The organism is Dermabacter hominis NBRC 106157 (assembly GCF_001570785.1).
In the GTDB taxonomy this organism is placed as follows: domain Bacteria; phylum Actinomycetota; class Actinomycetes; order Actinomycetales; family Dermabacteraceae; genus Dermabacter; species Dermabacter hominis.
Window position 1 is genome coordinate 1 of record NZ_BCSI01000006.1, and the last position, 22,243, is coordinate 22,243.

Consider the following 22,243-nt stretch of genomic DNA (forward strand, 5'->3'; position numbering starts at 1 on the left):
GGCCCCCTCCCGCGGGAGGGGGCCGCCAGCACGCCCATCCCCCTATACTCGAATCCACACCCCCTCGGGCCCGCGGGGTCCGTGTGACTCACGGAAGGCAGCGCTCGTGAAACTCGAACTGCGAGGCATCACGAAGGTGTTCGGCTCGCTCGTAGCCAATGACCACATTGACCTGGTCATCAATGAGGGCGAAATTCATTCGCTCCTCGGCGAAAACGGCGCGGGTAAGTCCACCCTCATGAACGTTCTGTACGGGCTCTATCAGCCCGACGGCGGCCAAATTCTTATCGATGATCAGCCCGTGCATTTCGCGGGCCCCGGAGATGCTATGACCGCCGGTATCGGCATGGTGCACCAGCACTTCATGCTCATCCCGGTCTTCACCGTTGCGGAAAACGTGGCGCTCGGCCACGAGCCTACGAAGGGCGCCTTCCTCGACCTCGACCAAGCACGCGCGAAGGTGCGCGAAATCTCCAAGCGTTTCGGCTTCGACATCGACCCGGACGCAAAGGTCGAAGATCTCCCCGTCGGTGCGCAGCAGCGAGTCGAGATCATCAAGGCGCTTTCGCGCCGCGCCGAGGTTCTTGTTCTCGACGAGCCCACGGCGGTGCTCACGCCGCAGGAAACCGATGAGCTCATGCAGATCATGCGGCAGTTGAAGGATGAGGGCACATCGATCGTGTTCATCACCCACAAACTGCGCGAGGTTAAGGCGGTCGCGGATCGCATCACGGTCATTCGACGCGGCAAGGTTGTGGGCGCAGCCGATCCAAGCGCGCCGCAAACCGAACTTGCAAACTTGATGGTGGGCCGTCCGGTGGCCCTTGACTTTGCGAAGTCTGAGCCGAAGGACGGCAAGGCGGCCCTCAGAGTTGAGGACCTCACGGTCACGGATTCGCAGGGACTCAAGCTTTTGAACTCCGTGAGTTTTGACGTCCACGAGGGAGAGATCCTTGGCGTCGCCGGTGTTCAGGGCAATGGCCAGACGGAACTCACCGAAGCCCTCCTCAGCCTTCAGGAGAACGTGAGCGGTCACGCCGTCCTGAACGGCACTGATCTCGTGGGCCTCAGCACGAAACGGATCCTGGACGAAGGCGTCGGATTTGTTCCCGAGGACCGCACCGAGGACGCCCTCATGAAGTCGTTCTCGGTCGCTGAAAATCTTGTTCTCGACCAACACGACCGCAGGCCTTTCGGCTCGGTAATCTCCCTTCACCCGGGCACGATCCGCACGCACGCTGAAAGCCAGGTCAAGGAGTTCGACATTCGTACGGCCGGAATTGACCTTCCCGTTGGCTCCCTCTCGGGTGGCAACCAGCAGAAGGTCGTCATGAGCCGCGCGCTTTCGCGAGACCTTTCGCTCTTTATCGCCTCTCAGCCCACACGCGGCGTCGACGTCGGCTCGATCGAGTTCCTTCACAAACGCATCGTTCTCGAACGAGACAAGGGAACCCCGGTCATCATCGTCTCGACCGAACTCGACGAGGTGTGCCAGCTTGCCGACCGCATCGCAGTGATGTACCGCGGTGAGATCCTCGGGATTGTGCCTGGAGACGAAAGCCGCGAAGTGCTGGGCCTCATGATGGCCGGGTACACCGCCGAGGCGGCTCGCGAGGCCGTCGCTAACGGAACGGGAACGCTGAGTGAGAGCGCCCTGACCGAGGAAGGAGAGCTCTCGTGAGCGAGAAAAACACCGCGTCGAGTCGCACCCTCGCCCAGCGGATTGGCCGCAGCGAAGTTTCGGTCGTCATCGGTGCGTTCATCATTGCCGCGATCATCGGTAGCGTTCTCATCTTGATCGCCAATGAAGATGTACGTGAGTCCTTCGGCTATGTCTTCGCGCGCCCGAGCGATTTCTTTGGGGCCTCGTGGGCAGCGATCGCCGGGGCGTACGAGGCGATGTTCCGCGGCGCTATCTTCGACTACAACGCGCGAACGACCGCCCTCATGTGGCGCCCTCTGTTCGAGACACTGACAGTCGCGACCCCGCTGATCATCGCCGCCTACGGCATGGCCGTGGGTTTCAGGGCGGGCATGTTCAACATCGGCGGCACCGGTCAGCTCCTCATCGGTGCTGCAATGGCCGGATACGTCGGCTTCACGTGGACGTTCCTTCCGCCTGTCGTCCACCTCATTGTCGCGCTTGCGGTCGGTGCACTCGCAGGTGCGGTGTGGGGCGGCATTGCGGGCTTCCTCAAAGCTCGATTCGAGGCGAACGAGGTCATCTCGACCATCATGCTCAACTGGATCGCGGTCTCGCTTCTCGGCTTCCTCCTGACGACGAAGGCCTTCACCGCAGCGAACTCGTCGCAGCCCATCTCGCCGAACGTCGCCGTGAATGCACAGCTTCCCGTTCTCCTCTCCGGTTACCGTCTGCACGCCGGTATCTTCATCATGCTCCTCGCGGGCGTGTTCATGTGGTGGCTGCTCACGCGCAGCTCGCTCGGCTTCAAGTTCCGGACCGTCGGTGAAAACCCCCGCGCCGCGCAGGTCGCGGGCATCAAGGTCGGCACGACGAGCTTCCTCGTCATGGTCGTCGCCGGCGCACTCGTGGGTCTGGCCGGCTCCGTTCACTTGCTCGGCACCGAGCACCGCCTCACGAGCGGAATCGCCGGCAACGTCGGCTTCGACGCGATCACGGTTGCGCTCCTCGGCCGCTCGGGCCCCATCGGGATCCTCCTTGCGGGTCTTCTCTTCGCGGCCCTCGGCGTTGGTGGCCGGTTCATGGAGTCGAACCAGGGAGTCCCGATCGACCTCGTGAGCATCGTCCAGGCACTCGTCGTGCTCTTCATCGCCGCGCCACCGCTCGTGAGGACCCTCACCGGTCTCTCGTTCCTCGCGCGAGACAAAAAGGACGACGACACACCGGCGGGTAGTGCCGCCCCCGCGACGGAGGAATCCGACGCCTCCACGGCAACCGTCGGAACCGCAACCCCCGCCGCAGCCGGCAGCCACCGGGTAAACGCCCCCGCAGCCGACTCCGCCGACGCTTCAAAGGAGGCATGAGATGAGCGTTCAGGATCCCCGCGCCCTTCCCACGGACGACGTCGTCGTTCTCGACACCGTCAAGGGGCGCCTCCCGAACTGGTGGCACATGCCCGTTGCCCTGAGCGTCTTTGCGCTCGTGGCCCTCGCAGGGTTTTGGCTCGGGGCGGTCCCCGGGCACGACTCGACATTCGCTATCGCCCGCGAGTCAATGTTTACCGACATGGGAGTGCCCCAGAGAATTGCGTTGCCCGCACAAGCAACCTCGCTCGTGCTGGGCCTCATTCTCGTCGCTCTCGCGGTCCTTGCGTGGATTGTTCAGGCGAAAAACATCGCGTGGCCGCGCGGTACAAAAGCGCTCCTGCAGGTCCTCTTCGGTATTGTGTGGGCCTTTGACTTCCTCGTGTGGGCGGTCGCGGGTCAGGCACTTGACCTCGGCTACCTCCTCCAGGCGACTCTTGCCCTCGCGGTTCCGCTCGTGTTCGGTGCGCTTTCGGGCGTGCTGTCGGAGCGCGCGGGCGTCGTCAACATCGCGATCGAGGGCCAGCTGCTACTCGGCGCTTTCGGCGCCGCGCTCGTAGGCTCGATGACGGGCAGCCCGTGGATCGGCATGATCGCCGCGCCGATCGTCGCGCTCCTGATCGGTGCACTGCTCGCGCTCTTTGCGGTCGGCTACCACGTGCAGCAAATTATCGTCGGTGTGGTGCTGAATGTGCTCGCGATCGGCCTCACGGGCTTCCTGTTTGGAACGCTCATGAAGCAGGATCCGGAACACTTCAACACCCCCATGCGGCTGCCGAACCTCCGCGTTCCCGTTCTCGCCGATATCCCCGTGATCGGACCCGCGCTCTTTGACCAGAACATTCTCGTGTACCTCATGTGGGTCATCGTTGCCATCCTCACGACCGCGCTTTTCTGGACCCGCTGGGGTCTTCGCGTACGTGCCGTTGGCGAGCACCCCCTCGCCGCCGACACCGTGGGCATTAACGTTGCGCGCACGCGCTGGAGCAATGTTCTCCTGGGCTCGGCCGTCGCCGGCCTCGGCGGCGCGACCCTCACCATTGGCACGAACGTGGCGTTCGCGAAGGAAATGAGCGCGGGCAAGGGCTATATCGCTCTCGCCGCCATGATCCTCGGCCGCTACCACCCCGTTGGAGCAATGTGTGCGGCGCTCTTCTTCGCGTTCGCGACTGCCCTCCAACAGAACCTCGGCATTCTCTCGAGTTCTCTTCCGCCGGACCTTCACAAGGCCACCGTGCCCTCGGAGTTCCTCGCGATGCTGCCGTACGTTGTGACCCTATTCGCCGTTGCGGGCTTCGTGGGACGCGTGCGCGTTCCGGCCGCCGATGGCGAGCCGTACATCAAGCAGTAGGAGCCTCGGCGATGACCGACTTCGAACCTTTGCTTGAGGCAGCGCGCGCGGTCGCCGCCCGCGCCTACGTCCCGTATTCGCACTACCCTGTGGGGGCCGCGGGGCTCGTGGACGACGGACGCATCGTACGCGGGTGCAATGTCGAGAACGCCGGTTATGGTGTGACGCTCTGCGCCGAATGCGGCATGATCTCAGAGCTCATGGCGAGCGGTGGCGGGAAGATCCGTGCGTTCGTGTGCGTCAACCGGCTCGGCGAGGTCATCATGCCGTGCGGCCGCTGCCGGCAACTTCTCGCCGAACACGCGGCGAGTGACTTCACGATCCTGACGCCGAAAGGGGAGGCGAGCCTCGACGAGATGCTTCCCCAATCGTTCGGCCCCGCCGATCTCGATGCTGCCGCGCCCGAGGCGTAGGCGCGTTTTCTCAATTGACACAGTCGAAAGGACACCCCATGGCTGAAGCATTTGATGCGGTTGATGTCATCCACGCCAAGCGAGACAAGCGCGAGCTCACGCCCGAGCAAATCGCCTGGACGATCGACGCATACACGCGTGGTGTGATCGCCGAAGAACAGATGAGCGCGCTCGCGATGGCGATCTTCCTCAACGGAATGAACCGCGAGGAGATTGCACTGTGGACGAAGGCCATGATCGCTTCGGGCGAGCGAATGAGCTTCGACGCACTGTCGAAGACGACGACCGATAAGCACTCCACGGGTGGCGTGGGGGATAAGATCACCCTTCCGCTCGCTCCGCTTGTCGCCTCCTTCGGGGTGGCTGTTCCGCAGCTCAGCGGCCGCGGTCTCGGCCACACGGGAGGTACACTCGACAAACTCGAGTCGATCCCCGGTTGGCGCGCAAACCTCACGAACGATGAAATGATGCGCCAGCTCGAGACCGTTGGTGCGGTCGTGTGCGCGGCGGGAAGCGGTCTTGCCCCGGCCGATAAGAAGCTCTATGCGCTGCGTGATGTGACGGGGACCGTGAACTGCATTCCGCTCATCGCGAGCTCGATCATGAGTAAGAAGATCGCCGAGGGAACCGCCTCCCTCGTGCTTGACGTGAAGACCGGCTCGGGCGCGTTCATGGAAGACGAGTCGATGGCGCGGGAGCTCGCCCGCACGATGGTCGATCTCGGTTCCGATGCGGGCGTCAATACCGTCGCGCTCCTGACCGACATGTCCGTCCCGCTCGGGCGCGCGGTCGGCAACGCGATCGAGGTCGAGGAAAGCGTCGAGGTTCTCGCCGGCGGTGGCCCGGCCGACGTCGTTGAACTCACCGTTGCCCTCGCGACCGAAATGCTTGCCGCAGCGGGCGTCACGGACGTTGACGTCGACGCCGCGCTCAAGGATGGCCGCGCGATGGACACGTGGAAGACCATGATTCGCGCTCAGGGCGGCGACCCGGAGGCCGCACTCCCCGTCGCGAAGCACAGTCACGAGGTCATCGCGCAGTCCGACGGCTGCGTGACTGGCCTCGATGCCATGAAGGTCGGCGTTGCCGGTTGGCGTCTCGGTGCTGGCCGTTCGCGGCCCGGCGAAGCCGTCCAGTTCGGCGCGGGCGTGCGTCTCAACAAGACCGTTTGCGATCGCGTCAGGAAGGGCGAAGTTCTCGCGACGCTCCTCACCGATACCGAGGATCGTTTTGCGCGCTCCCTCGAAGCGATCGAAGGCGCGTGGTGCATCGAGGACGTCGAGAGTTTCGAGCGTGGATCACTCGTGCTCGACCGGATCGCCTAAAGAGCGAATGGGGCCCTGCCCCCTTCGTTGCTCAGTGTGCGGCGTTGAGTTTCGCGCGTAAGCGCGGAAGCACCTCATCGCGAAACAGCGGGGCAAGGAGGTTCGCCTCGCCCGGCTGGGGGTGGATCGGAAACCACCGCACTTCTTCGATCTCTGCGTGCGCGGTGAACTCCTCGGGGCTCGCAACTTCGGGCGCGAGGAAGACATCGGAGATGAGGAGCGTACCGGCTTCGTTCGCAGCGGCGGTTTGAAAATGCCCAAGGTGCGTGAGCTTTTCCGGATCGAGGCGGAGATTGAGCTCCTCGTGAATCTCCCGCACCGCGCAGTCGAGTGGGGTTTCGCCCGCTTCGGGTTTTCCTCCCGGTTGCATGAACTTCTCTGTCCCGCGCTTGCGGACGCCGAGGACCTGCCACTCGCCTTGGGACTTGCCGTAGAAGCATACGGCAGACACCGTGATTGTGGGCGGTGTCTCGCGCGAGCGCGCGGGTTCGACGGTTGCTGAGCGAGCGTCGGCCTCCCACAGGCACTCAAGCCCGCCTAGGCGGGCGAGGGCCGGCCTGAGTGCGAGGCGGCGCATCCCGGCCCCCGCCCATGCGTCGACGTCTCGGCCCTGGGAACGGGCGAGTGCGAGACCGCGGCGAACGAGAGTGGGGATCGGCTTGCGTGCCTGGCGAACGTCGCGCACGAAGCGCAAACCGAAAACGAGGGCGGCGGGACGGTCGAGGACGATCGCATCCGCGAGAAGCCCGCGCTCGGCGAGGGAAGTGACGAGTTCGGCCGCGAAAATGCCTTCGGCAATGACAAGTGGAGATTCCTCCGCACTGAAGATGCGGGTGCCCGTGCGCCTGGACTGCGAAATCGAATACGTGGGAACCTCGACCGCTCCCTCGTAGCATAGTGTTTCGATAGCTGCGAGGGCGTCGCCTGCGCGCCACGATGCCGGATCGTCCCAGTCCACGATCCCAAAGGCGGAAGGGAGACCTTCTTCATCGCCGTCGCGGTAGAAGTCATCGAGATTGAGCACGGGCAAGCCCGAATGCTCCGCAAGGCGCCCCTTGCCGCTTCCCGAAGGGCCGGAGAGAAGGACGATGCGGCGCGCGGGCGCGCCGGAGCGTGGGCGATGCATCGAGGCGGGGCTTTGGGAAATTAGGGGATGACTCACGGAACCTCATCCTATGCGCATCGGCTTTGAGAGAGCCCCGGTTGGCGCGTGGGAGAATGAACGCATGACAAATCACAACGACAACACCACCGTGTCCTACGACGAGCTGGCCGCGATGATCGACCACACGCTCCTCAAGCCCGAGTCGACTCCTGCCGATGCCGCGGCTCTCGCGCGCGAGGCTGAGAAGCTTGGCACCTACTCGATTTGCGTGTCGCCATCGATGCTCCCGATCGAGACGAGCGTCCACGTCGCGACCGTGTGCGGTTTCCCTTCGGGGCAGGTAGCGCCCGAAGTGAAGGCCTACGAGGCCGCCGATTCGGTCAAGAAGGGGGCCGAAGAAATCGACATGGTGATCAACGTTGGCCGCGCGATCGCGGGCGACAGCGACTTCACTGAGCAGGAAATTCGCGCCGTGCGCGAAGCCGCGCCGAAGCCCGTCATTCTCAAGGTCATCATCGAGTCCGCAGCGCTCACCGATGAACAGATTGTTGCCTCATGCGAGGCGGCTAAGCGCGCGGGCGCCGATTTCGTGAAGACCTCCACGGGCTTCCATCCCGCCGGCGGTGCGAGCGCCCACGCCGTCGCGCTCATGCGCGAGACCGTGGGGGAAAACTTCGGCGTGAAGGCCTCGGGTGGCATCCGCACGCTCGAAGCCGCGGAAGAAATGATCGCCGCGGGCGCGAACAGGCTTGGCCTGTCCGGTTCCGCGGCGATCCTCGGTGAGCTAGAGGCGCGTTCCTAGGCTCTAGGCGCCAAGGAGTTCGCTGAGCTCCTTCTTCATGAGTTCGAGCTTCTCGGCCGCGCGTTCACGTGCGGCCGAGAGGTCGTTAAAGCCCGCGTCTGTCGCGATGGGGCTGACGACCTCGAGGTAGGCCTTGAGCTTCGGCTCGGTTCCCGACGGGCGCACGATCACACGCGAGTCGTCCTCGGCGAGCAGGAACATGCCGTTTGTGGGCGGTAGGCCCGTGGTCTCGAGCGACCCCTCGGCGAGATCGCGGACGTCGACCACAGGCGAGTTCGCGAGAGCGCTCGGGGGAGTCGTGCGCAGGGTGGTCATCATCTCGCCGATGCGGTCGAGGTTGCTCACCCGGATCGAGAGCTGCGAGGTGAGGTAGAGCCCGCACTCGCGCGCAAGGTCGTCAAGGAGATCGACTAGGCTCGCGCCGTGTGCTTTCGTGAGGGCGGCGAGCTCGGCGATCGCGAGAGCCGCAGACATGCCGTCCTTATCCTTGACGACATCGGGGAGCACGCAGTAGCCGATAGCTTCTTCGTACCCGAACGCGATGTTGTGTGCGCGGGCGATCCATTTGAAGCCCGTGAGGGTCTGGGTGCTCGCGTATCCGCGAGCTTTCGCGAGCGCCCCGAGGGAGCGTGAACTCACGATCGAGTTCGCAAATGTCCCCTCGACCTCGCGGTGGTCAGCAATGTAGGTCGCGAGAAGCAGTCCCAGCTCATCGCCGTGCAGCATGCGCCACGCCTCGCGGCGCGGGTCATAAATGGCGGCGGCACAGCGATCCGCGTCAGGATCGTTCGCAATGACCAGATCGGCCTCGACCTGTTCGGCGAGTTTTGCCGCGAGATCGATCGCGCCCTTTTCCTCCGGGTTCGGGAAGGGGACGGTCGGGAAGTCGGGATCTGGCCCTTGCTGTTCCTTCACGCTGTGGACATCCGTGAAGCCAGCGCTCTCGAAGGCGGAGAGCATCGTCGCGCTACCGACGCCGTGCATGGCCGTGTGGACGATACGCAGGTTCGCACGTGCGGCTCGCGCCGCATTCGTATCGGTCGCGTCGCTTCGCTCAATAATCGGGAGGATAGCCTCGACGTACTCGTCGACGAAGGATTCGGGCATCGTCTCCCACCCGCTTTCGGCCAGGGGAATGTCGCGCACCGCAACCACGGAGGCGATCTTCGCGGCGATATCCGCGTCGGCCGGCGGGACGATCTGCACGCCGTTGCCGTCTTCACTCGCGGCGCGGCCACCCAGGTAGACCTTGTAGCCGTTGTCCCGTGCGGGGTTGTGGGAAGCCGTCACCATGATGCCGCAATCTGCACTCTTCGCACGCACGGCGTGCGCGAGCACGGGAGTTGGCCAGTGGTGGGGCATCAGGATGACCTCGTGGCCGGCAGCGGTGAGGATAGCGGCGCTCGTTTCGGCAAACGTGCGTGAGTTGTAGCGCGCGTCGTAGCCAATCACGATGCGTGCCTTCCCAACGACATCGCTGAGGTAAGCGCCGATGCCTGCCGCGGCGCGCGACACGACCGCAACATTCATGCGGTTCGGGCCGGGGCCCATCGCACCTCGAAGACCGGCGGTGCCGAACTGGAGAGCTCCGGCGAAGGCTCCTTCGAGTTCGGCGAGTTCGGCCTCGTTGCCCTCCTCAGCAGCGGCAATGCGGTGCTGGAGTTCCTCGCGCGAGCTCTGGTCCGGGTCATCCTCCATCCATGCACGCGCGCGGGATGCAAGGTTTGGCTCGAGAGCGTTCATCGGTTGCTCTCCTCTGCGATGGCGTGGATGGTGCTGGACAAAAGCTTCGCGAGGCGCGGAGCCGCAGCGCGCCCTGCCTCAATGACTTCTTCGTGGTTGAGCGACGTCGGGGAGATTCCCGCGGCAAGGTTTGTCACGAGCGAGAAGCCGAGCACGTCGAGGCCCGCTTCGCGCGCAGCCATGGCCTCGAGCACGGTCGACATGCCCACGAGGCTCGCACCGAGAACGCGCGCCATTTGGACCTCCGCGGGGGACTCGTAGAACGGTCCGCGAAATTGCATGTAGATGCCTTCGTCGAGGCTCGGATCGATTGACTTCGCGATCTCGCGCAGGCGCGGTGTGTAGATGTCGGTTTGGTCGACGAAGGTCGCACCCGTGATCGGGCTGTCACCCGTGAAGTTGATGTGATCGGTGATGAGTACGGGACTACCCGGCTTCCACTGTTCGTTCAGGCCGCCGCAGCCGTTGGTCAGCACGAGCGTCGTCGCGCCAAATTCGGCAGCGGTGCGCACGCCATGGACCGTGGCGCCTACGCCATGGCCCTCGTAATAGTGGGTGCGGGCACCGAGGACGAGCACGCGGGGCCCGCCGGGAATCTCATAAATCCGGAGGGTTCCGACGTGGCCTTCGACCGAGGGCTTCTGGAAACCGGGGATCGCGTCGGCGGGAGTGCTGAACAGTTCGGTGCCGAGAAGCTCGGCTGCCCCGGACCAGCCGGATCCGAGCGTCACGGCAATGTCAATTCGCTCGATGCCGGAGGCTTCGCGCAGGGCGTTTGCCGCGTCCTTGGCGAGGAGGTACGGGTCGGGTGTCGTGTGTGCATTGTCAGTCATGCGACAAGCCTACCCGCGCGGGACCTCCTAATCTTCGATCGAGCAGAGTTGCGCACCCGCGGAAACCGTGGCGCCGATCTCCGCGTCGAGGTTCGTCACAATTCCGCTCCGGTGCGCAAGGATCGGCTGCTCCATTTTCATCGCCTCAAGGACGAGGATGAGGTCACCGTCGGCGACGGTTTGCCCCTCCTCGACGGCGATCTTGACGATGGTTCCCTGCATGGGTGCGCTCACCGCATGGCCGCCGGCCGAGGTACTCCGGGCGCTGCTCGTGCGACGCTTGCGGCGCTGGGGAGTGGCTGCACGAGGCGCGCGCAGAGACGCGGGAAGCGAGATCTCGACCTTGCGCCCGTCGATCTCGACGATGACGTCCTCGCGATCCTCGACGTCGTCCGTGGCGTTCGGGAGAGCGGAGGGGGTGATGTCACCCGAGAATTCCGTCTCAATCCAGCGCGTGTGCACGGCGAAGGGAGTATCCGGATCGCTCGGCGCGAATGCTGGATCGTCGACGACGAGTCGGTGGAAGGGCATGACGGTGGGAATGCCGTCGATGCGGAACTCAGCGAGGGCACGACGTGAGCGCTCGAGCGCCTCCTCGCGGGTCGCACCGGTCACGATGAGCTTCGCGAGCATGGAGTCGAAGTAGCCGGAAATCGAGTCACCCGTGCGTACACCCGAGTCGACGCGCACGCCCGGGCCGAGGGGCGGTTCGAAAAGCTTGACGGGCCCGGGGGCGGGGAGGAATCCTCGCCCCGCGTCTTCGCCGTTGATGCGGAACTCAAAGGAGTGTCCGCGAGTCTGAGGATCCACGGGGGAGATTTCCTCGCCCGCGGCGATGCGGAACTGTTCGCGCACAAGGTCGACTCCCGTGACCTCTTCGGTCACGGGATGCTCGACCTGGAGGCGCGTGTTGACTTCGAGGAACGAGATGGTGCCGTCCTGACCCACGAGAAACTCGCACGTGCCCGCCCCCACGTAGTGGGCTTCCTTCAAAATCGCTTTGGACGATTCGACAAGGCGCGCGTGTTGCTCGTCGCTCAAAAATGGTGCAGGCGCCTCCTCGACGAGTTTCTGGTGGCGTCGTTGGAGCGAGCAGTCCCTGGTAGAGACGACCTGGACGTTGCCGTGGCTATCGGCGAGGCACTGCGTTTCCACGTGGCGCGGTGCGTCGAGGTAGCGCTCAACAAAGCATTCTCCACGGCCGAACGATGCGATTGCCTCGCGAGTCGCGGAGTCGAAGAGCTCGCGCACCTCACTGAGCTCACGCGCGACTTTCAAACCGCGCCCGCCCCCGCCGAATGCCGCCTTGATGGCGATTGGGAGGCCGTGCTCCTTGGCAAAGGCGACCACTTCGCCCGAATCTTTGACGGGATCCTTGGTGCCCGCAACGAGCGGCGCTCCTGCCGCCTGGGCAATATGGCGTGCGGAGACCTTGTCGCCGAGCTTCTCGATGGCCTCGGGACTGGGGCCGATCCACACGAGGCCAGCGTCAATCACGGCTTGCGCGAAGTCCGCACGCTCCGACAGAAACCCGTAGCCCGGGTGGATTGCTTCAGCGCCGCTTCGCTGCGCGATGTCGAGAAGCTTGTCGATCACGAGATAGCTCTGCGCGGCGCTCGCTCCGCCGAGGGCGTAGGCCTCGTCCGCGACGCGCGTGTGCAGAGCGTCGCGATCCGAGTCGGAATACACGGCGATCGATCGCAGCCCGGCGTCGCGGCAGGCACGGGCAATGCGTACGGCGATCTCACCACGATTGGCAATGAGAACCGTGCGGAACGGTCGATGGAGCGCGGGCTTAGGCATTCGGGATCCTTTTCAGGTGTCGGGCGAAGTGCTCAGCAACCTTCCGAGCATATACCGCCCGTAGACGAAAGAGCTTTACGGCGTGGGCGTGGGACGCCAAAGGTCAGTGATCGGGAGAGAAATCTCCGCGAGCATCCGGCGAAGAAGCGGAAGCGACAGACCGATGACCGCGTGGTGATCGCCCTCGATGCGTTCAATGAAGGGGCCGCCGTACCCGTCGATCGTGAAGGCGCCCGCAACCCAAAGCGGTTCGGCCGTCGACACGTACGCGTCGATCTCGGCATCGGAAAGCTCGGCAAAATAGACATCTGTCGATGCCGTATTGCCGAACGTCGCCCCGGTTCCGCCATCGAGCGGGTCGCGATCATCGATGAGCCAGTGCCCCGAATGAAGTCGCGCCCTCTTTCCTCGCATCTCCCGCCACCTCTCGCGTGCGGCATCTGCCGTGCGGGGCTTGCCTACGAGGGTGCCATCGATCTCGAGCATCGAATCGCCCCCGAGAACGACATAGCCACCCTCGCTCGCCGCGCACGACGCTTCGGCCTTCGCTCTGGCGAGTGTCAACACTTGATCCTCGAAGGCCATCTCGCCCGAGGACTTGAGCGCCGCGGCGAGAACAGCCTCCTCGTCCACATCCGCGGGCAGGGTCGTGAACTCGATCCCCGCACGCGTCAGCACGGCCTTACGGCCGGCAGATTGGGAGGCCAAGAGCAGGAGCGGTTCGTGAAGTGGGGTTCCGACGGTTGCAGGGCTGCCGTCGGCCCCTTCGCCCACCCCGGGGAGCCCGCTGTTCATGCACCGACCCCGCTGCCGTGGGGAGCCGAAAGAGCGGAGCGCAGCACCGAAAGCGGCAGGCTGCCGAGCTCGAGCGCTTCGCGATGGAAGTCGCGAAGAGACGTGCCGCGCGCGAGAGCCTCGTCGCGCAACTGCTCCCAGACTCGCTGGCCGAGCTTGTAGCTCGGGGCCTGGCCGGCCCAACCGAGATAGCGGTGATACTCGAAGCGCTGAATCGGCTCTTCCATGCGCCAGTGCTCGCGGACGAACTCCCAACCGCGCTCGTAGGTCCACTGCCCGCCACCAAACTGTTCAGGAACGGGAAGTTCGTTGTGAAGACCGATATCGAGGACGACGCGGCCGGCGCGCATGCGCTGCTCCATGAGCATGCCGAGCTTTTCTCCATCGGTTGTGAGATAGCCGAGCTCCTCCATGAGCCGCTCTGCGTACAGCGCCCAGCCTTCGCCGTGGCCCGACACCCACATGAACGACGCGCGCCAGCGGTTCAGACGCTCCGCTTGAAGCTGCTGCGTGCCCACCTGGAGGTGATGCCCGGGCACGCCCTCGTGGTACACGGTTGTGGTTTCACTCCACGTGCGGAACGTGTCAACTCCGGCGGGGGTATCCCACCACATGCGACCGGGGCGCGAGAAGTCCTCGCTCGGGCCGGTGTAGTAGATGCCGCCCGCGCCCGTTTCAGCGATCATGCATTCCAGGCGCGTGAGCTCCTCCGGAATATCAAAGTGCGTCCCGGCAAGATCACGAATCGCCGCGTCGGAAAGCTCCTGCATCCACGCCTTGAGGTTGTCGGTGCCGTGAAGAACGAGCGACTCATCGGCATTGAGGGAGGCCATCGCGGCATCGATAGAATCGCCGCCGCCATTGCCGTAATGCGCATTCAGGCGCGAGGCTACCTGCTTCTGTTCGTCGATCAGGCGCGTGAGTTCCTCAACACCGAACTCGTATGCCTCCTCGACGTCGATCTCTTCGCCGAGGAACGTGCGCGAACCGAGCTGGTAGGCCTCGCGGCCGACGGCGTCCTTCTCGGGAGCGTTGTCCGCAAGTTCCTCAAACACCTCTGCGAGTTTCGTATAGGCCTCGCACGCGAGGTTCACGTTCTGTTCAAGCTTCGCGCGGGCCGAGCCCTCAAGGCCGGACTTGGCGACGAGGGAGGGGAAGAAACCGTCGGCCTTCGTGAAGGAGCGTGACTGTTCCGCGCCGATGAGCTGCTGGCGCTTTGCCGCGAGAACCCCCTTCGACGCGGCGTATCGGAGCGATTCGGCGTAGCCCTCGACGGCCGCCGGCACGCGTGCGAGGCGCTCGCTGATCGTGTCCCAATCCTCGGCGCTTTCGTTCGGCATCATGTCAAAAATGCTGCGGATCCCTTGAACGGGGGAGGCGATGTTGTTCACGGTCGCATGCGTGAGGAGCGCGTCGTGATGCTCGAGCTCGAGGCCGAGGCGCTCGCGCATGGCTGCGCGCGTTACGTGATCGACATCGTCGCCAGGATGCTCACGCTCAACGCCGTCAAGGGCGGCGAGCGTCTCGCGCGTCAGTGAAGCGCCCTTTTCAAGACCTTCTGGGGACAAGTCGTCCATGAGGTGATCCTGGCCGGGAACGCCGAGGCTCGTGGCGGTCATGGGGCTCAAAGCGATCGAGCGCTCAACAAAATCATTCGCGACGTGATCGGTAGGGCTAGGGGTGCGCTTCGTTGTCATGGCACCACTGTAGTCGCGTGAGTCAGCGCTGGGAGAAAATCCAGGAGCTTTGGCCTGCGCTCGCGCGGAGGGAGTGAGCCGATCTGTGGGTGCGCACGGGAGAATTCCATGCCGAGGATGAGCCTCCTGCGCGCTCTGCGATTTCACGCTGGTGTGCCTCTTCTCGCGAAATCGCGCTCATCGCCGCGACCGCCACTGAAATGGCGGCGATTTCTTCCTCGGCAAGGCGGCCCGAGACAAGTTCGACGCTTGGGCGAGGCTCTGCTCCGTCGCTTCCGGCGAATGAAGGAGGGCTCAGCTGCTCGTGAGCGCTCACAGCGGAATGTTCCCGTGTTTCTTTGTGGGCAGGGCGTCACGCTTGGTCCGCAGTGCCCTGAGCGCCCGCGTAATCGCCTCGCGAGTCTCGTGAGGCTGAATCACGCCGTCGAGAAGGCCCCGCTCAGCGGCCACATAGGGATTCGCGAAGGTCTCTTCGTACTCGGTTTGGAACTGTGCGCGAAGCGCCTCGGCGTCCTCGCCTGCTTCGCCGGCTGCTTTGAGTTCCTTTCGGTGAAGGATATTGACCGCTCCCTGTGCACCCATGACCGCGATTTGAGCGGTTGGCCACGCGAGATTGATATCCGCACCAAGCTCCTTCGAGCCCATCACGATGTACGCGCCGCCGTACGCCTTGCGGGTGATGACGGTAATGAGCGGGACGGTCGCCTCAGCATACGCGTACAGAAGCTTCGCGCCGCGGCGAATAATGCCGCCATACTCCTGGCCCGTTCCCGGGAGAAAACCCGGCACATCCACGAAAGTCAGCACCGGAATGTTGAAGGAATCGCATAGTCGAACGAAGCGTGCGGCTTTCTCGCTCGCATCGATATCGAGCGTGCCTGCGAGCTGCGAAGGCTGATTCGCGACGATGCCGACGCTGTGCCCTTCGACTCGCCCGAAACCCACGATGACGTTTTTCGCGAAATTCCCGTGGATCTCGAGGAACTCGTCGTCGAGGACCGCCTCGACCACGCTGAGCATGTCGTAGGGCTGATTCGGGGAATCGGGGACGAGGCGATCGAGCGCGCGGTCTTCCGCTCTCGGTTCGAGATCCGATTCGTCGGGATAGACGGGGGCCTCAGTAAGTGTGTTCGCCGGAAGATACGAGAGAAGGTCTCGTACGTAATCGAGTGCGTCTGACTCATCGCTCGCCATGTAATGCGCGACTCCGGACGTGCTCGAGTGCGTGCGAGCCCCGCCAAGTTCCTCAAAGCCCACGCTCTCGCCAGTGACGGTCTTGATGACGTCGGGACCCGTAATGAACATGTGCGAGGACTTCTCCACCATCACGATGATGTCCGTGAGCGCAGGTGAGTACACGGCGCCGCCAGCCGCGGGCCCCATGATCAGAGAGATCTGGGGGATAACGCCCGAAGCACGCGTGTTCCGCCGGAAAATTCCCGCGAAGGCCGCGAGTGACGCAACGCCTTCCTGGATGCGCGCGCCACCGCCGTCGAGGATCCCGATAATCGGAACCCCGGTGGACAGTGCGAGGTCTTGAATCTTCTGGATCTTCTTGCCGTGTGCCTCGCCGAGTGAGCCACCGAGAACAGTGAAATCCTGCGAGTACACGCACACCTGGCGGCCATCGATCGTCCCGTACCCCGTGACGATTCCATCGCCATCGATACGTTTATTCTCGAGCCCAAAATTGTGGCTTTGGTGGCGCACGAAGCGATCGGTCTCGACAAACGATCCCGCATCGAGGAGTTCCTCGATGCGCTCGCGGGCGGTTTTCTTGCCGCGCGCGTGCTGCTTCTTGATCGCTGCGGCCCCCGCCTCCGTGACGGCCGCATTCTCGCGGGACCGAAGTTCGTCAAGTCTCTCGGCGGTCGTGGACCGCCTCGGGGTCTCGTTCACTCCCACTCCTGCTCCGTCGTGGCCTGGCACAATTGCTCTCGTGAGTGTACGCCATAGTGGAAAAGCGAGGCAGCGAAGAGGGAGTGAAAGGCCGTGAGTGAGCATTTGCGTATCGACTATGTGGACTCCTGCACCTCGACCCTCGACATTCTCACCGAGCCGCCTTACGACGCGCTCGAAGCGCCGTTCGCTCTCTTGACTCTCGATCAGCGCGCCGGGCATGGGCGGCAAGGGCGGCGCTGGCAGAACCGGCCGGGAGAATCCCTCGCGCTCACGCTCGCGTGGCCGCTGCCGGGACCCGAGCGCCGAGGCTGGTACCCGCTCGCCGTGGCCCTCGCCGTTCTCGATGCCTGCGCTGAAGTAGCCCCCGGGGCTGCATTACCCCTTGTGAAGTGGCCAAACGACATTCTCTCGCTCTCAGGCGAGAAGATCGCGGGGATTCTCGTTCGGCTTGACCGTGGGCGTCTCCTCGCGGGAGTTGGCGTCAATCTCGTGGGGGAGATTGAACGGGGGCGCGAGGGGTTGGAGAAGGCGCAGACGCTTGCGAGCATGGATGCTTTGTACGGTGGAGTTCTCGCCGATGCGGATGGGCGCTGCGAGTTTGGCGCCGTGCTCGCGCGAAACATCGCGCGCATTTTCGCACTTGTCGATCACGGCGGAGAGGACTTCAGACACCTGCAGAGGCGGTATGCTGTGAACTGCCTCACTGTGGGGTCGTCGGTTGTTGTGACGACACCGGCGGGTGCCACCTACAGCGCGAGGGCGCTCGGGATCGATCCAGTGGGCAGGCTGCTCGTCCACAATGCCGATCGAGGTCACCACGCTCTCGATGCCGCCGACGTCCATCTGGCGCGGCCGAAGCAAGTGTGAGCACCAGGAGATGCGGGATTCGAGGACAGAACGAAAGGACCCGATGAGTACCGTCCACGATCGTGAGGAGCCCAGCGCGCCCGTCGCAGGCGACGCCGTGCCGAATGAGCTCAACGAACGCTTTGCGCGCGTGCGTGGCGCCATTGGTGCACTCGAGCGCTCCCTCCTCGACGGCGAACGCGAATACTCCAGGCGGGATCTCGAAGAAGACTTCAACGTCGACCGGCAACTCAGTACCGACTATTGGCGCGGACTCGGGTTTTCCAACGTCGCCTTCGACACGACCGTCTTCACCGAAGACGATGCCGAAGCGATCGCCGACCTCGCCGCTCTCGTCAACGACGGCACCTTGAGCGACGACGCATTTGTCACGATTGTTCGCGGGCTCGGCTTTCATATGGGACGCCTCGCGATGTGGCTTACCGAAGCACTCGTGGACGATGCCAAGCAACGCCACGGCATGAGCGACACCGAAGCGCGTATGCGCATGCTCGAGAGCGTTCCGCAGTTCGTCGAAATCTTCGAACACCAAGCGATCCACGTGTTCCGCCGGCAAATGTCGGCCTACACCGCGCGTGCCGGTGCGGAGATTCTGCGGACCTCGACGAGTGAATGGGACGACGATTCTCTCCCGCTCCCGCGCGCCGTTGGCTTCGCGGACCTCGTCCAGTTCACGCGCCTCGCTCAGTCGATCGATGGCATCGAGCTTGCCGGGGTCATCAGGGATTTTGAGAACCTCACACGCGATGTCATTTCTGACGGCGGCGGGCGCGTCGTCAAGACGGTGGGCGACGAAGTAATGTTCCTCGCCGATACCCCGGAGGACGGCGTCAGAATCGCGCTGTCGATTTCGGAAAACATTAAGCGTCAGCCGTCGCTGCCCAACGTGCGCGTGGGCCTTGCGTGGGGAAACATGTTTTCCCGCTACGGGGATGTGTTCGGCCCCAAAGTGAATCTCGCGGCGAGGCTCGAAGGTATCGCCGAACCGGGTGCGGTCGTGATCGACGGCGAGACGGCGGATCTGGTCGACCGCGCCTTCCCGGGCGGATTTACGCGCGTAGCCGAATGGACGGAGGAGCTTCACGGGATCGGCGAGACCGCCATTGTGAGGGTCGAACGGGCTGCGGCCTCGCTCATCGAGCGTCACTCGTGAGAGAGTAGGGAGTCGCTTGAAGGTCTGCGCTTCTCACAGCGGGGACACACGCACTCGGGTAAGGATGACTTCGTGACACGACTACTTCTTGTTGAAGACGATTCGGCGATCGCAGAGCCCCTCTCGCGAGCCCTCGACCGCGAAGGCTACTCCGTTGTGAGAGCGTCAAGAGGAATTGACGCCCTGACCATCGTCGCGAGCGAGGACCACATCGACTTCGTGATTCTCGATCTGGGCCTACCCGACATCGACGGCCTCGAAGTATGCAGGAGGCTTCGCAAAGGTGGCCTCGAGGCCCCCGTTCTCATTCTCACCGCGCGAGCCGACGAGGTCGACGCGGTTGTGGGGCTCGACGCTGGCGCCGACGATTACGTGACTAAGCCCTTCCGTCTCGGTGAGCTCCAAGCCCGTATCCGAGCCCTCCTTCGGCGGACCCAGGTCGCAGAAGACACGAGCTCGAACGTGTACGACATCAACGGGGTGAGCCTCGATCCATCCGCGCGCCGCGTGTACGTCGACGGCGAGGAGCTCTCCCTCAGCGCTAAAGAGTTCGATCTTCTCGCGGTGCTCATGCGCGAAGCAGGAAGCGTCGTCACTCGCGACGATCTCATGCGGGAGGTGTGGGGCGCCGAGTGGTGGGGCTCCACGAAAACGCTCGACATGCACATTTCGTGGCTGCGCCGCAAACTTGGCGACGACGCGACAAGTCCCAAGCGCATCACCACCATTCGCGGCGTGGGTTTCCGCTTCGAAGACACCGACGCCCACTAAGGCGCGCTAGGCGCTCACCATGCAACTTCGAGTTCTCCAGGCCACCCTCATGACCGTGCTTCTTGCGGTCCTCCTGCTCGGCATCCCCCTGGGTGCGGCGTGGCTGACAGCTGTTCGCGACAACCTCTCCGCTCAAGCCGGCACCCTGCTTCAAGACGTCATTTCCGAAACGGATCACCGCCTCAACGAGGGGCTCCCGATCGACGAGACAATGCTCCAAGAGACCGTCGATCAGGTTGTGAACCTCGACGTGCAAATTGCGGTCACGTATCAAAACACGGAACTCGAAGCAGGTGAAGACGCCGGCGCCGATGCACTCCAACAGTCGGCACAGGGCGTCAACGGCCAGATCGTGACCGTGCGCATTCCCCAATCCGATGTCCGAGCGCACACGGCAAGCGCGTGGGTACTCATCATTGTTGCCGCGATAAGCGCGATTGCGATCGGCGTGTCGGTCGCGCTGTGGCAAGCGCAGAGGCTTTCCGCGCCGCTCGTTCGCCTCACGAGGCGCGCTGAAGAACTTGGCAGCGGTAGGAGCCGCTCGGAGTGGAAGCCGAGCGGGATCGCCGAAATTGACACCGTAGCGGTCGAACTTACCCGCTCCGGCGCGATGCTCACCGAACGGCTCGAGGCGGAATCGGCACTCGCCTCCGACGCTTCCCACCAACTGCGCACACCGCTCACGGCCCTGTCCATGAGGCTCGACGAAATTCTCGCAACGAGCTCGGAAGAATGGGTCCGCGAGGAAGCGCGTGTGTCTCTCGAACAGGTTGACCGCCTCACCCAGGTCGTCCATGACCTCATTAACGCCCCCCGTTCCTCCCAGCGCCGCACCCCCGGCGTCGTCGATCTCCGTCAAGTCCTCGTACAGCAGGCCGAAGAATGGAAGCACGCCTTCCGTGGCGCCGGTCGCGAGCTGCGAATCCAGGTCCCGCACGCCGCAGCCGTATGGGCCTCGCACGGGCCGCTCACTCAAGTGATCGCCACGTTGATCGAGAACTCCCTCGCCCACGGCGGGGGAACGACCCGCGTGAAGGTACGCCGCAACGAGCAATCAACCGTCATCGAGGTCGTCGACGAAGGTGCCGGCATCGACCCGGCTCTGGGCCAGCGCATTTTCGAACGCTCCGTCTCAGGCAAAGACTCGCGTGGAACGGGCGTCGGCCTTGCCCTTGCCCGCACCCTCGTCGAGGATGACGGCGGTCGACTCGAGCTCATTGATGAGCGCCCCGCGCGCTTTGGCATCTTCCTCTCGACGGCACCCGCTCCCGAGGACCCCGAGCTCGCAGACACAGAAGACCAGCAGCCGTCGGACCCCGCCAAAGCCCACGGGCTCGTGGCGCGGCGGGAGAAGCGACGCGCCGAGCGACACCAACGAGAAGCTGCCGCCTCCGCGGCGCACGCTCTTGAGGCATTGCCCACCGATGCAAGTTCCGCCCAGCGTGCCGGGGACGCGAGCGCGGACGGCGCACTACACTAGCGGCGTGAGTACTCAACACGCCCGCAAGTCCAGCACATCACATGTGGAAGGTGCGCGCTCGCCGCGTATTGGCGTGATCGGTGGTGGACAGCTCGCGCGCATGATGATCCCCGCCGCAATCGAACTCGACCTCGACTTGCACGTACTCGCGACTACCCCGGAAGAGTCCGCGGCGCGCGTGAGCCCTCACGTCATGCTCGGGCGTCACGACGACCCCGAGGCAGTCACGGCCTTCGCGAGGAGCGTTGACGTCGTGACCTTCGATCACGAACACGTCCCTACGGGCCTCCTTCACGCGCTCGAGCACGAAGGGGTGGTGGTGCGTCCAGGCCCCAACGCGCTCGTGTACGCACAGGACAAGCTCGCCATGCGTGCGCGCCTCAGCGAACTTGGCCATCCATGCCCCCGGTGGTGGCGCGTCGAGACCGAAGCTGATCTCGAAGCCGCCCTCCATGAGAGCGGGGGAGACCTCATCCTGAAGACCGCGCGCGGCGGTTACGACGGTCACGGAGTGATGCGGGTTGAGGCACTCGAGGACGCCCGTGAGTGGCTCGAAAGAGGACAGCCGCTGCTCGCCGAGGAGCGCGTCCCCTTCGTCCGTGAACTCTCGGCGCAGGTCGCGCGGCGGCCGGGCGGAGAAACCGCGTCGTATCCCGTAACGGAATCCGAGCAAAAAGACGGGGTGTGCTTTCGCGTGAGCGCGCCCGCACCGAACCTCGCACCGGAAGTCGCCGAGCGAGCACGCACCCTCGCCGCAAATATCGCGAGCGATCTCGAGGTCGTGGGAATGCTCGCTGTCGAACTGTTCGAGTACCCGGATGGTCGCATTGCCGTCAACGAACTCGCGATGCGGCCCCACAATACGGGGCACTGGAGCATGGACGGGTGTGTCACGAGCCAATTTGAGCAGCATCTGCGCGCTGTCGCAGACCTCCCACTCGGAGACACCACCCCCACCGCTGCCTGGACCGTCATGGTCAACACTCTCGGCAGCACCCGCGAAAACCTCGCCGAAAGTGCACGAGAGGCTCTCGCGAACGATCCCGGAATCAAGCTGCATCTGTACGGCAAGAGCGTTCGCGCAGGCCGCAAACTTGGGCACGTGACCGCTCTCGGATCCTCCCTCGAGGAGACAGAGCGCCGAGCCCGCGCCGCGGCGCACACCATCGTGACCGGCGACGAATCAAAGGAATAGCA

Annotated in this window: 19 protein-coding genes; 11 read left to right on the forward strand and 8 right to left on the reverse strand. The window is 64.2% G+C overall.

Annotation, left to right across the window (positions count from 1 at the left end; translation table 11 throughout):
• Positions 1 to 106 precede the first annotated feature (106 nt).
• The 5 genes from DEHOM01_RS06775 to DEHOM01_RS06795 are packed head-to-tail and all read left to right on the forward strand — an operon-like array spanning position 107 to position 6,095.
• Positions 107 to 1,681, forward strand: a complete 1,575-nt coding sequence (locus tag DEHOM01_RS06775; RefSeq protein ID WP_061212078.1) for an ABC transporter ATP-binding protein — start codon at positions 107 to 109, stop codon at positions 1,679 to 1,681.
• Positions 1,678 to 3,006, forward strand: coding sequence for an ABC transporter permease (locus DEHOM01_RS06780; RefSeq protein WP_061212079.1), 1,329 nt, complete (start codon positions 1,678 to 1,680; stop codon positions 3,004 to 3,006). Before DEHOM01_RS06775 ends, DEHOM01_RS06780 begins: the two co-directional genes overlap by 4 nt.
• Position 3,007: 1 nt before the next feature.
• Positions 3,008 to 4,357: an ABC transporter permease gene (locus DEHOM01_RS06785; RefSeq protein WP_061212080.1), complete on the forward strand. Its 1,350-nt coding sequence runs from the start codon at positions 3,008 to 3,010 to the stop codon at positions 4,355 to 4,357.
• An 11-nt stretch (positions 4,358 to 4,368) separates the two neighbouring features.
• Positions 4,369 to 4,770, forward strand: a complete 402-nt coding sequence (locus tag DEHOM01_RS06790; protein ID WP_016665048.1) for a cytidine deaminase — start codon at positions 4,369 to 4,371, stop codon at positions 4,768 to 4,770.
• A gap of 38 nt (positions 4,771 to 4,808) precedes the next feature.
• A complete protein-coding gene (locus DEHOM01_RS06795) occupies positions 4,809 to 6,095 on the forward strand; it encodes a thymidine phosphorylase (RefSeq protein WP_061212081.1) in 1,287 nt (428 codons plus the stop codon).
• A gap of 31 nt (positions 6,096 to 6,126) precedes the next feature.
• Here the strand turns inward: DEHOM01_RS06795 and DEHOM01_RS06800 are convergent, their stop codons facing one another.
• On the reverse strand, positions 6,127 to 7,257 hold the full coding sequence (locus DEHOM01_RS06800) for an NUDIX domain-containing protein (RefSeq protein ID WP_245630676.1): 1,131 nt from the start codon (positions 7,255 to 7,257) through the stop codon (positions 6,127 to 6,129).
• Positions 7,258 to 7,321: 64 nt separating this feature from the next.
• Here DEHOM01_RS06800 and deoC point away from each other — a divergent pair, with 64 nt between their 5' ends.
• Positions 7,322 to 8,002: a deoxyribose-phosphate aldolase gene (gene deoC, locus DEHOM01_RS06805; RefSeq protein ID WP_061212148.1), complete on the forward strand. Its 681-nt coding sequence runs from the start codon at positions 7,322 to 7,324 to the stop codon at positions 8,000 to 8,002.
• A 3-nt stretch (positions 8,003 to 8,005) separates the two neighbouring features.
• Here the strand turns inward: deoC and DEHOM01_RS06810 are convergent, their stop codons facing one another.
• From DEHOM01_RS06810 to DEHOM01_RS06840, 7 genes are all read right to left on the reverse strand, one after another.
• A complete protein-coding gene (locus tag DEHOM01_RS06810) occupies positions 8,006 to 9,745 on the reverse strand; it encodes a phospho-sugar mutase (protein ID WP_061212083.1) in 1,740 nt (579 codons plus the stop codon).
• Positions 9,742 to 10,578, reverse strand: coding sequence for a purine-nucleoside phosphorylase (locus DEHOM01_RS06815; protein ID WP_061212084.1), 837 nt, complete (start codon positions 10,576 to 10,578; stop codon positions 9,742 to 9,744). Before DEHOM01_RS06815 ends, DEHOM01_RS06810 begins: the two co-directional genes overlap by 4 nt.
• Positions 10,579 to 10,605: 27 nt before the next feature.
• Entirely contained in the window at positions 10,606 to 12,381 is a 1,776-nt protein-coding gene (locus DEHOM01_RS06820; RefSeq protein ID WP_061212085.1) for an acetyl/propionyl/methylcrotonyl-CoA carboxylase subunit alpha, read from the reverse strand.
• A gap of 75 nt (positions 12,382 to 12,456) precedes the next feature.
• Positions 12,457 to 13,176, reverse strand: coding sequence for a Maf family protein (locus tag DEHOM01_RS06825; RefSeq protein ID WP_082738773.1), 720 nt, complete (start codon positions 13,174 to 13,176; stop codon positions 12,457 to 12,459).
• On the reverse strand, positions 13,173 to 14,873 hold the full coding sequence (locus tag DEHOM01_RS06830; protein ID WP_061212086.1) for a DUF885 domain-containing protein: 1,701 nt from the start codon (positions 14,871 to 14,873) through the stop codon (positions 13,173 to 13,175). The genes DEHOM01_RS06825 and DEHOM01_RS06830 overlap by 4 nt, the downstream gene beginning before the upstream one ends.
• 22 nt (positions 14,874 to 14,895) lie before the next feature.
• Positions 14,896 to 15,189, reverse strand: a complete 294-nt coding sequence (locus DEHOM01_RS06835) for an acyl-CoA carboxylase epsilon subunit (protein WP_061212087.1) — start codon at positions 15,187 to 15,189, stop codon at positions 14,896 to 14,898.
• Positions 15,186 to 16,772, reverse strand: coding sequence for an acyl-CoA carboxylase subunit beta (locus tag DEHOM01_RS06840; RefSeq protein WP_061212088.1), 1,587 nt, complete (start codon positions 16,770 to 16,772; stop codon positions 15,186 to 15,188). The genes DEHOM01_RS06835 and DEHOM01_RS06840 overlap by 4 nt, the downstream gene beginning before the upstream one ends.
• A gap of 93 nt (positions 16,773 to 16,865) precedes the next feature.
• On the opposite strand from DEHOM01_RS06840, the gene DEHOM01_RS06845 reads away from it, so the two are divergent.
• From DEHOM01_RS06845 to DEHOM01_RS06865, 5 genes are all read left to right on the forward strand, one after another.
• Positions 16,866 to 17,642: a biotin--[acetyl-CoA-carboxylase] ligase gene (locus DEHOM01_RS06845; RefSeq protein ID WP_061212089.1), complete on the forward strand. Its 777-nt coding sequence runs from the start codon at positions 16,866 to 16,868 to the stop codon at positions 17,640 to 17,642.
• Between the two features lie 43 nt (positions 17,643 to 17,685).
• Positions 17,686 to 18,795, forward strand: coding sequence for an adenylate/guanylate cyclase domain-containing protein (locus tag DEHOM01_RS06850; protein WP_061212090.1), 1,110 nt, complete (start codon positions 17,686 to 17,688; stop codon positions 18,793 to 18,795).
• A 72-nt stretch (positions 18,796 to 18,867) separates the two neighbouring features.
• Positions 18,868 to 19,566, forward strand: a complete 699-nt coding sequence (locus DEHOM01_RS06855; protein WP_061212091.1) for a response regulator transcription factor — start codon at positions 18,868 to 18,870, stop codon at positions 19,564 to 19,566.
• Between the two features lie 19 nt (positions 19,567 to 19,585).
• A complete protein-coding gene (locus DEHOM01_RS06860; protein ID WP_061212092.1) occupies positions 19,586 to 21,046 on the forward strand; it encodes a sensor histidine kinase in 1,461 nt (486 codons plus the stop codon).
• The gene (locus DEHOM01_RS06865) at positions 20,991 to 22,241 is read left to right on the forward strand and encodes a 5-(carboxyamino)imidazole ribonucleotide synthase (RefSeq protein ID WP_082738774.1); all 1,251 of its coding nucleotides are present in this window, start codon (positions 20,991 to 20,993) and stop codon (positions 22,239 to 22,241) included. The genes DEHOM01_RS06860 and DEHOM01_RS06865 overlap by 56 nt, the downstream gene beginning before the upstream one ends.
• Positions 22,242 to 22,243 lie beyond the last annotated feature (2 nt).

What these genes read in the sequence shown, in the direction of transcription:
- DEHOM01_RS06785 (WP_061212080.1), top strand. Translation starts at nt 3,008, where the DNA reads ATGAGCGTTCAGGATCCCCGCGCCCTTCCCACGGACGACGTCGTCGTT.
- DEHOM01_RS06790 (WP_016665048.1), top strand. Translation starts at nt 4,369, where the DNA reads ATGACCGACTTCGAACCTTTGCTTGAGGCAGCGCGCGCGGTCGCCGCC.
- DEHOM01_RS06795 (WP_061212081.1), top strand. Translation starts at nt 4,809, where the DNA reads ATGGCTGAAGCATTTGATGCGGTTGATGTCATCCACGCCAAGCGAGAC.
- deoC (WP_061212148.1), top strand. Translation starts at nt 7,322, where the DNA reads ATGACAAATCACAACGACAACACCACCGTGTCCTACGACGAGCTGGCC.
- DEHOM01_RS06810 (WP_061212083.1), bottom strand. Translation starts at nt 9,745, where the DNA reads ATGAACGCTCTCGAGCCAAACCTTGCATCCCGCGCGCGTGCATGGATG.
- DEHOM01_RS06815 (WP_061212084.1), bottom strand. Translation starts at nt 10,578, where the DNA reads ATGACTGACAATGCACACACGACACCCGACCCGTACCTCCTCGCCAAG.
- DEHOM01_RS06820 (WP_061212085.1), bottom strand. Translation starts at nt 12,381, where the DNA reads ATGCCTAAGCCCGCGCTCCATCGACCGTTCCGCACGGTTCTCATTGCC.
- DEHOM01_RS06825 (WP_082738773.1), bottom strand. Translation starts at nt 13,176, where the DNA reads ATGAACAGCGGGCTCCCCGGGGTGGGCGAAGGGGCCGACGGCAGCCCT.
- DEHOM01_RS06830 (WP_061212086.1), bottom strand. Translation starts at nt 14,873, where the DNA reads ATGACAACGAAGCGCACCCCTAGCCCTACCGATCACGTCGCGAATGAT.
- DEHOM01_RS06850 (WP_061212090.1), top strand. Translation starts at nt 17,686, where the DNA reads ATGAGTACCGTCCACGATCGTGAGGAGCCCAGCGCGCCCGTCGCAGGC.
- DEHOM01_RS06860 (WP_061212092.1), top strand. Translation starts at nt 19,586, where the DNA reads ATGCAACTTCGAGTTCTCCAGGCCACCCTCATGACCGTGCTTCTTGCG.
- DEHOM01_RS06865 (WP_082738774.1), top strand. Translation starts at nt 20,991, where the DNA reads ATGCAAGTTCCGCCCAGCGTGCCGGGGACGCGAGCGCGGACGGCGCAC.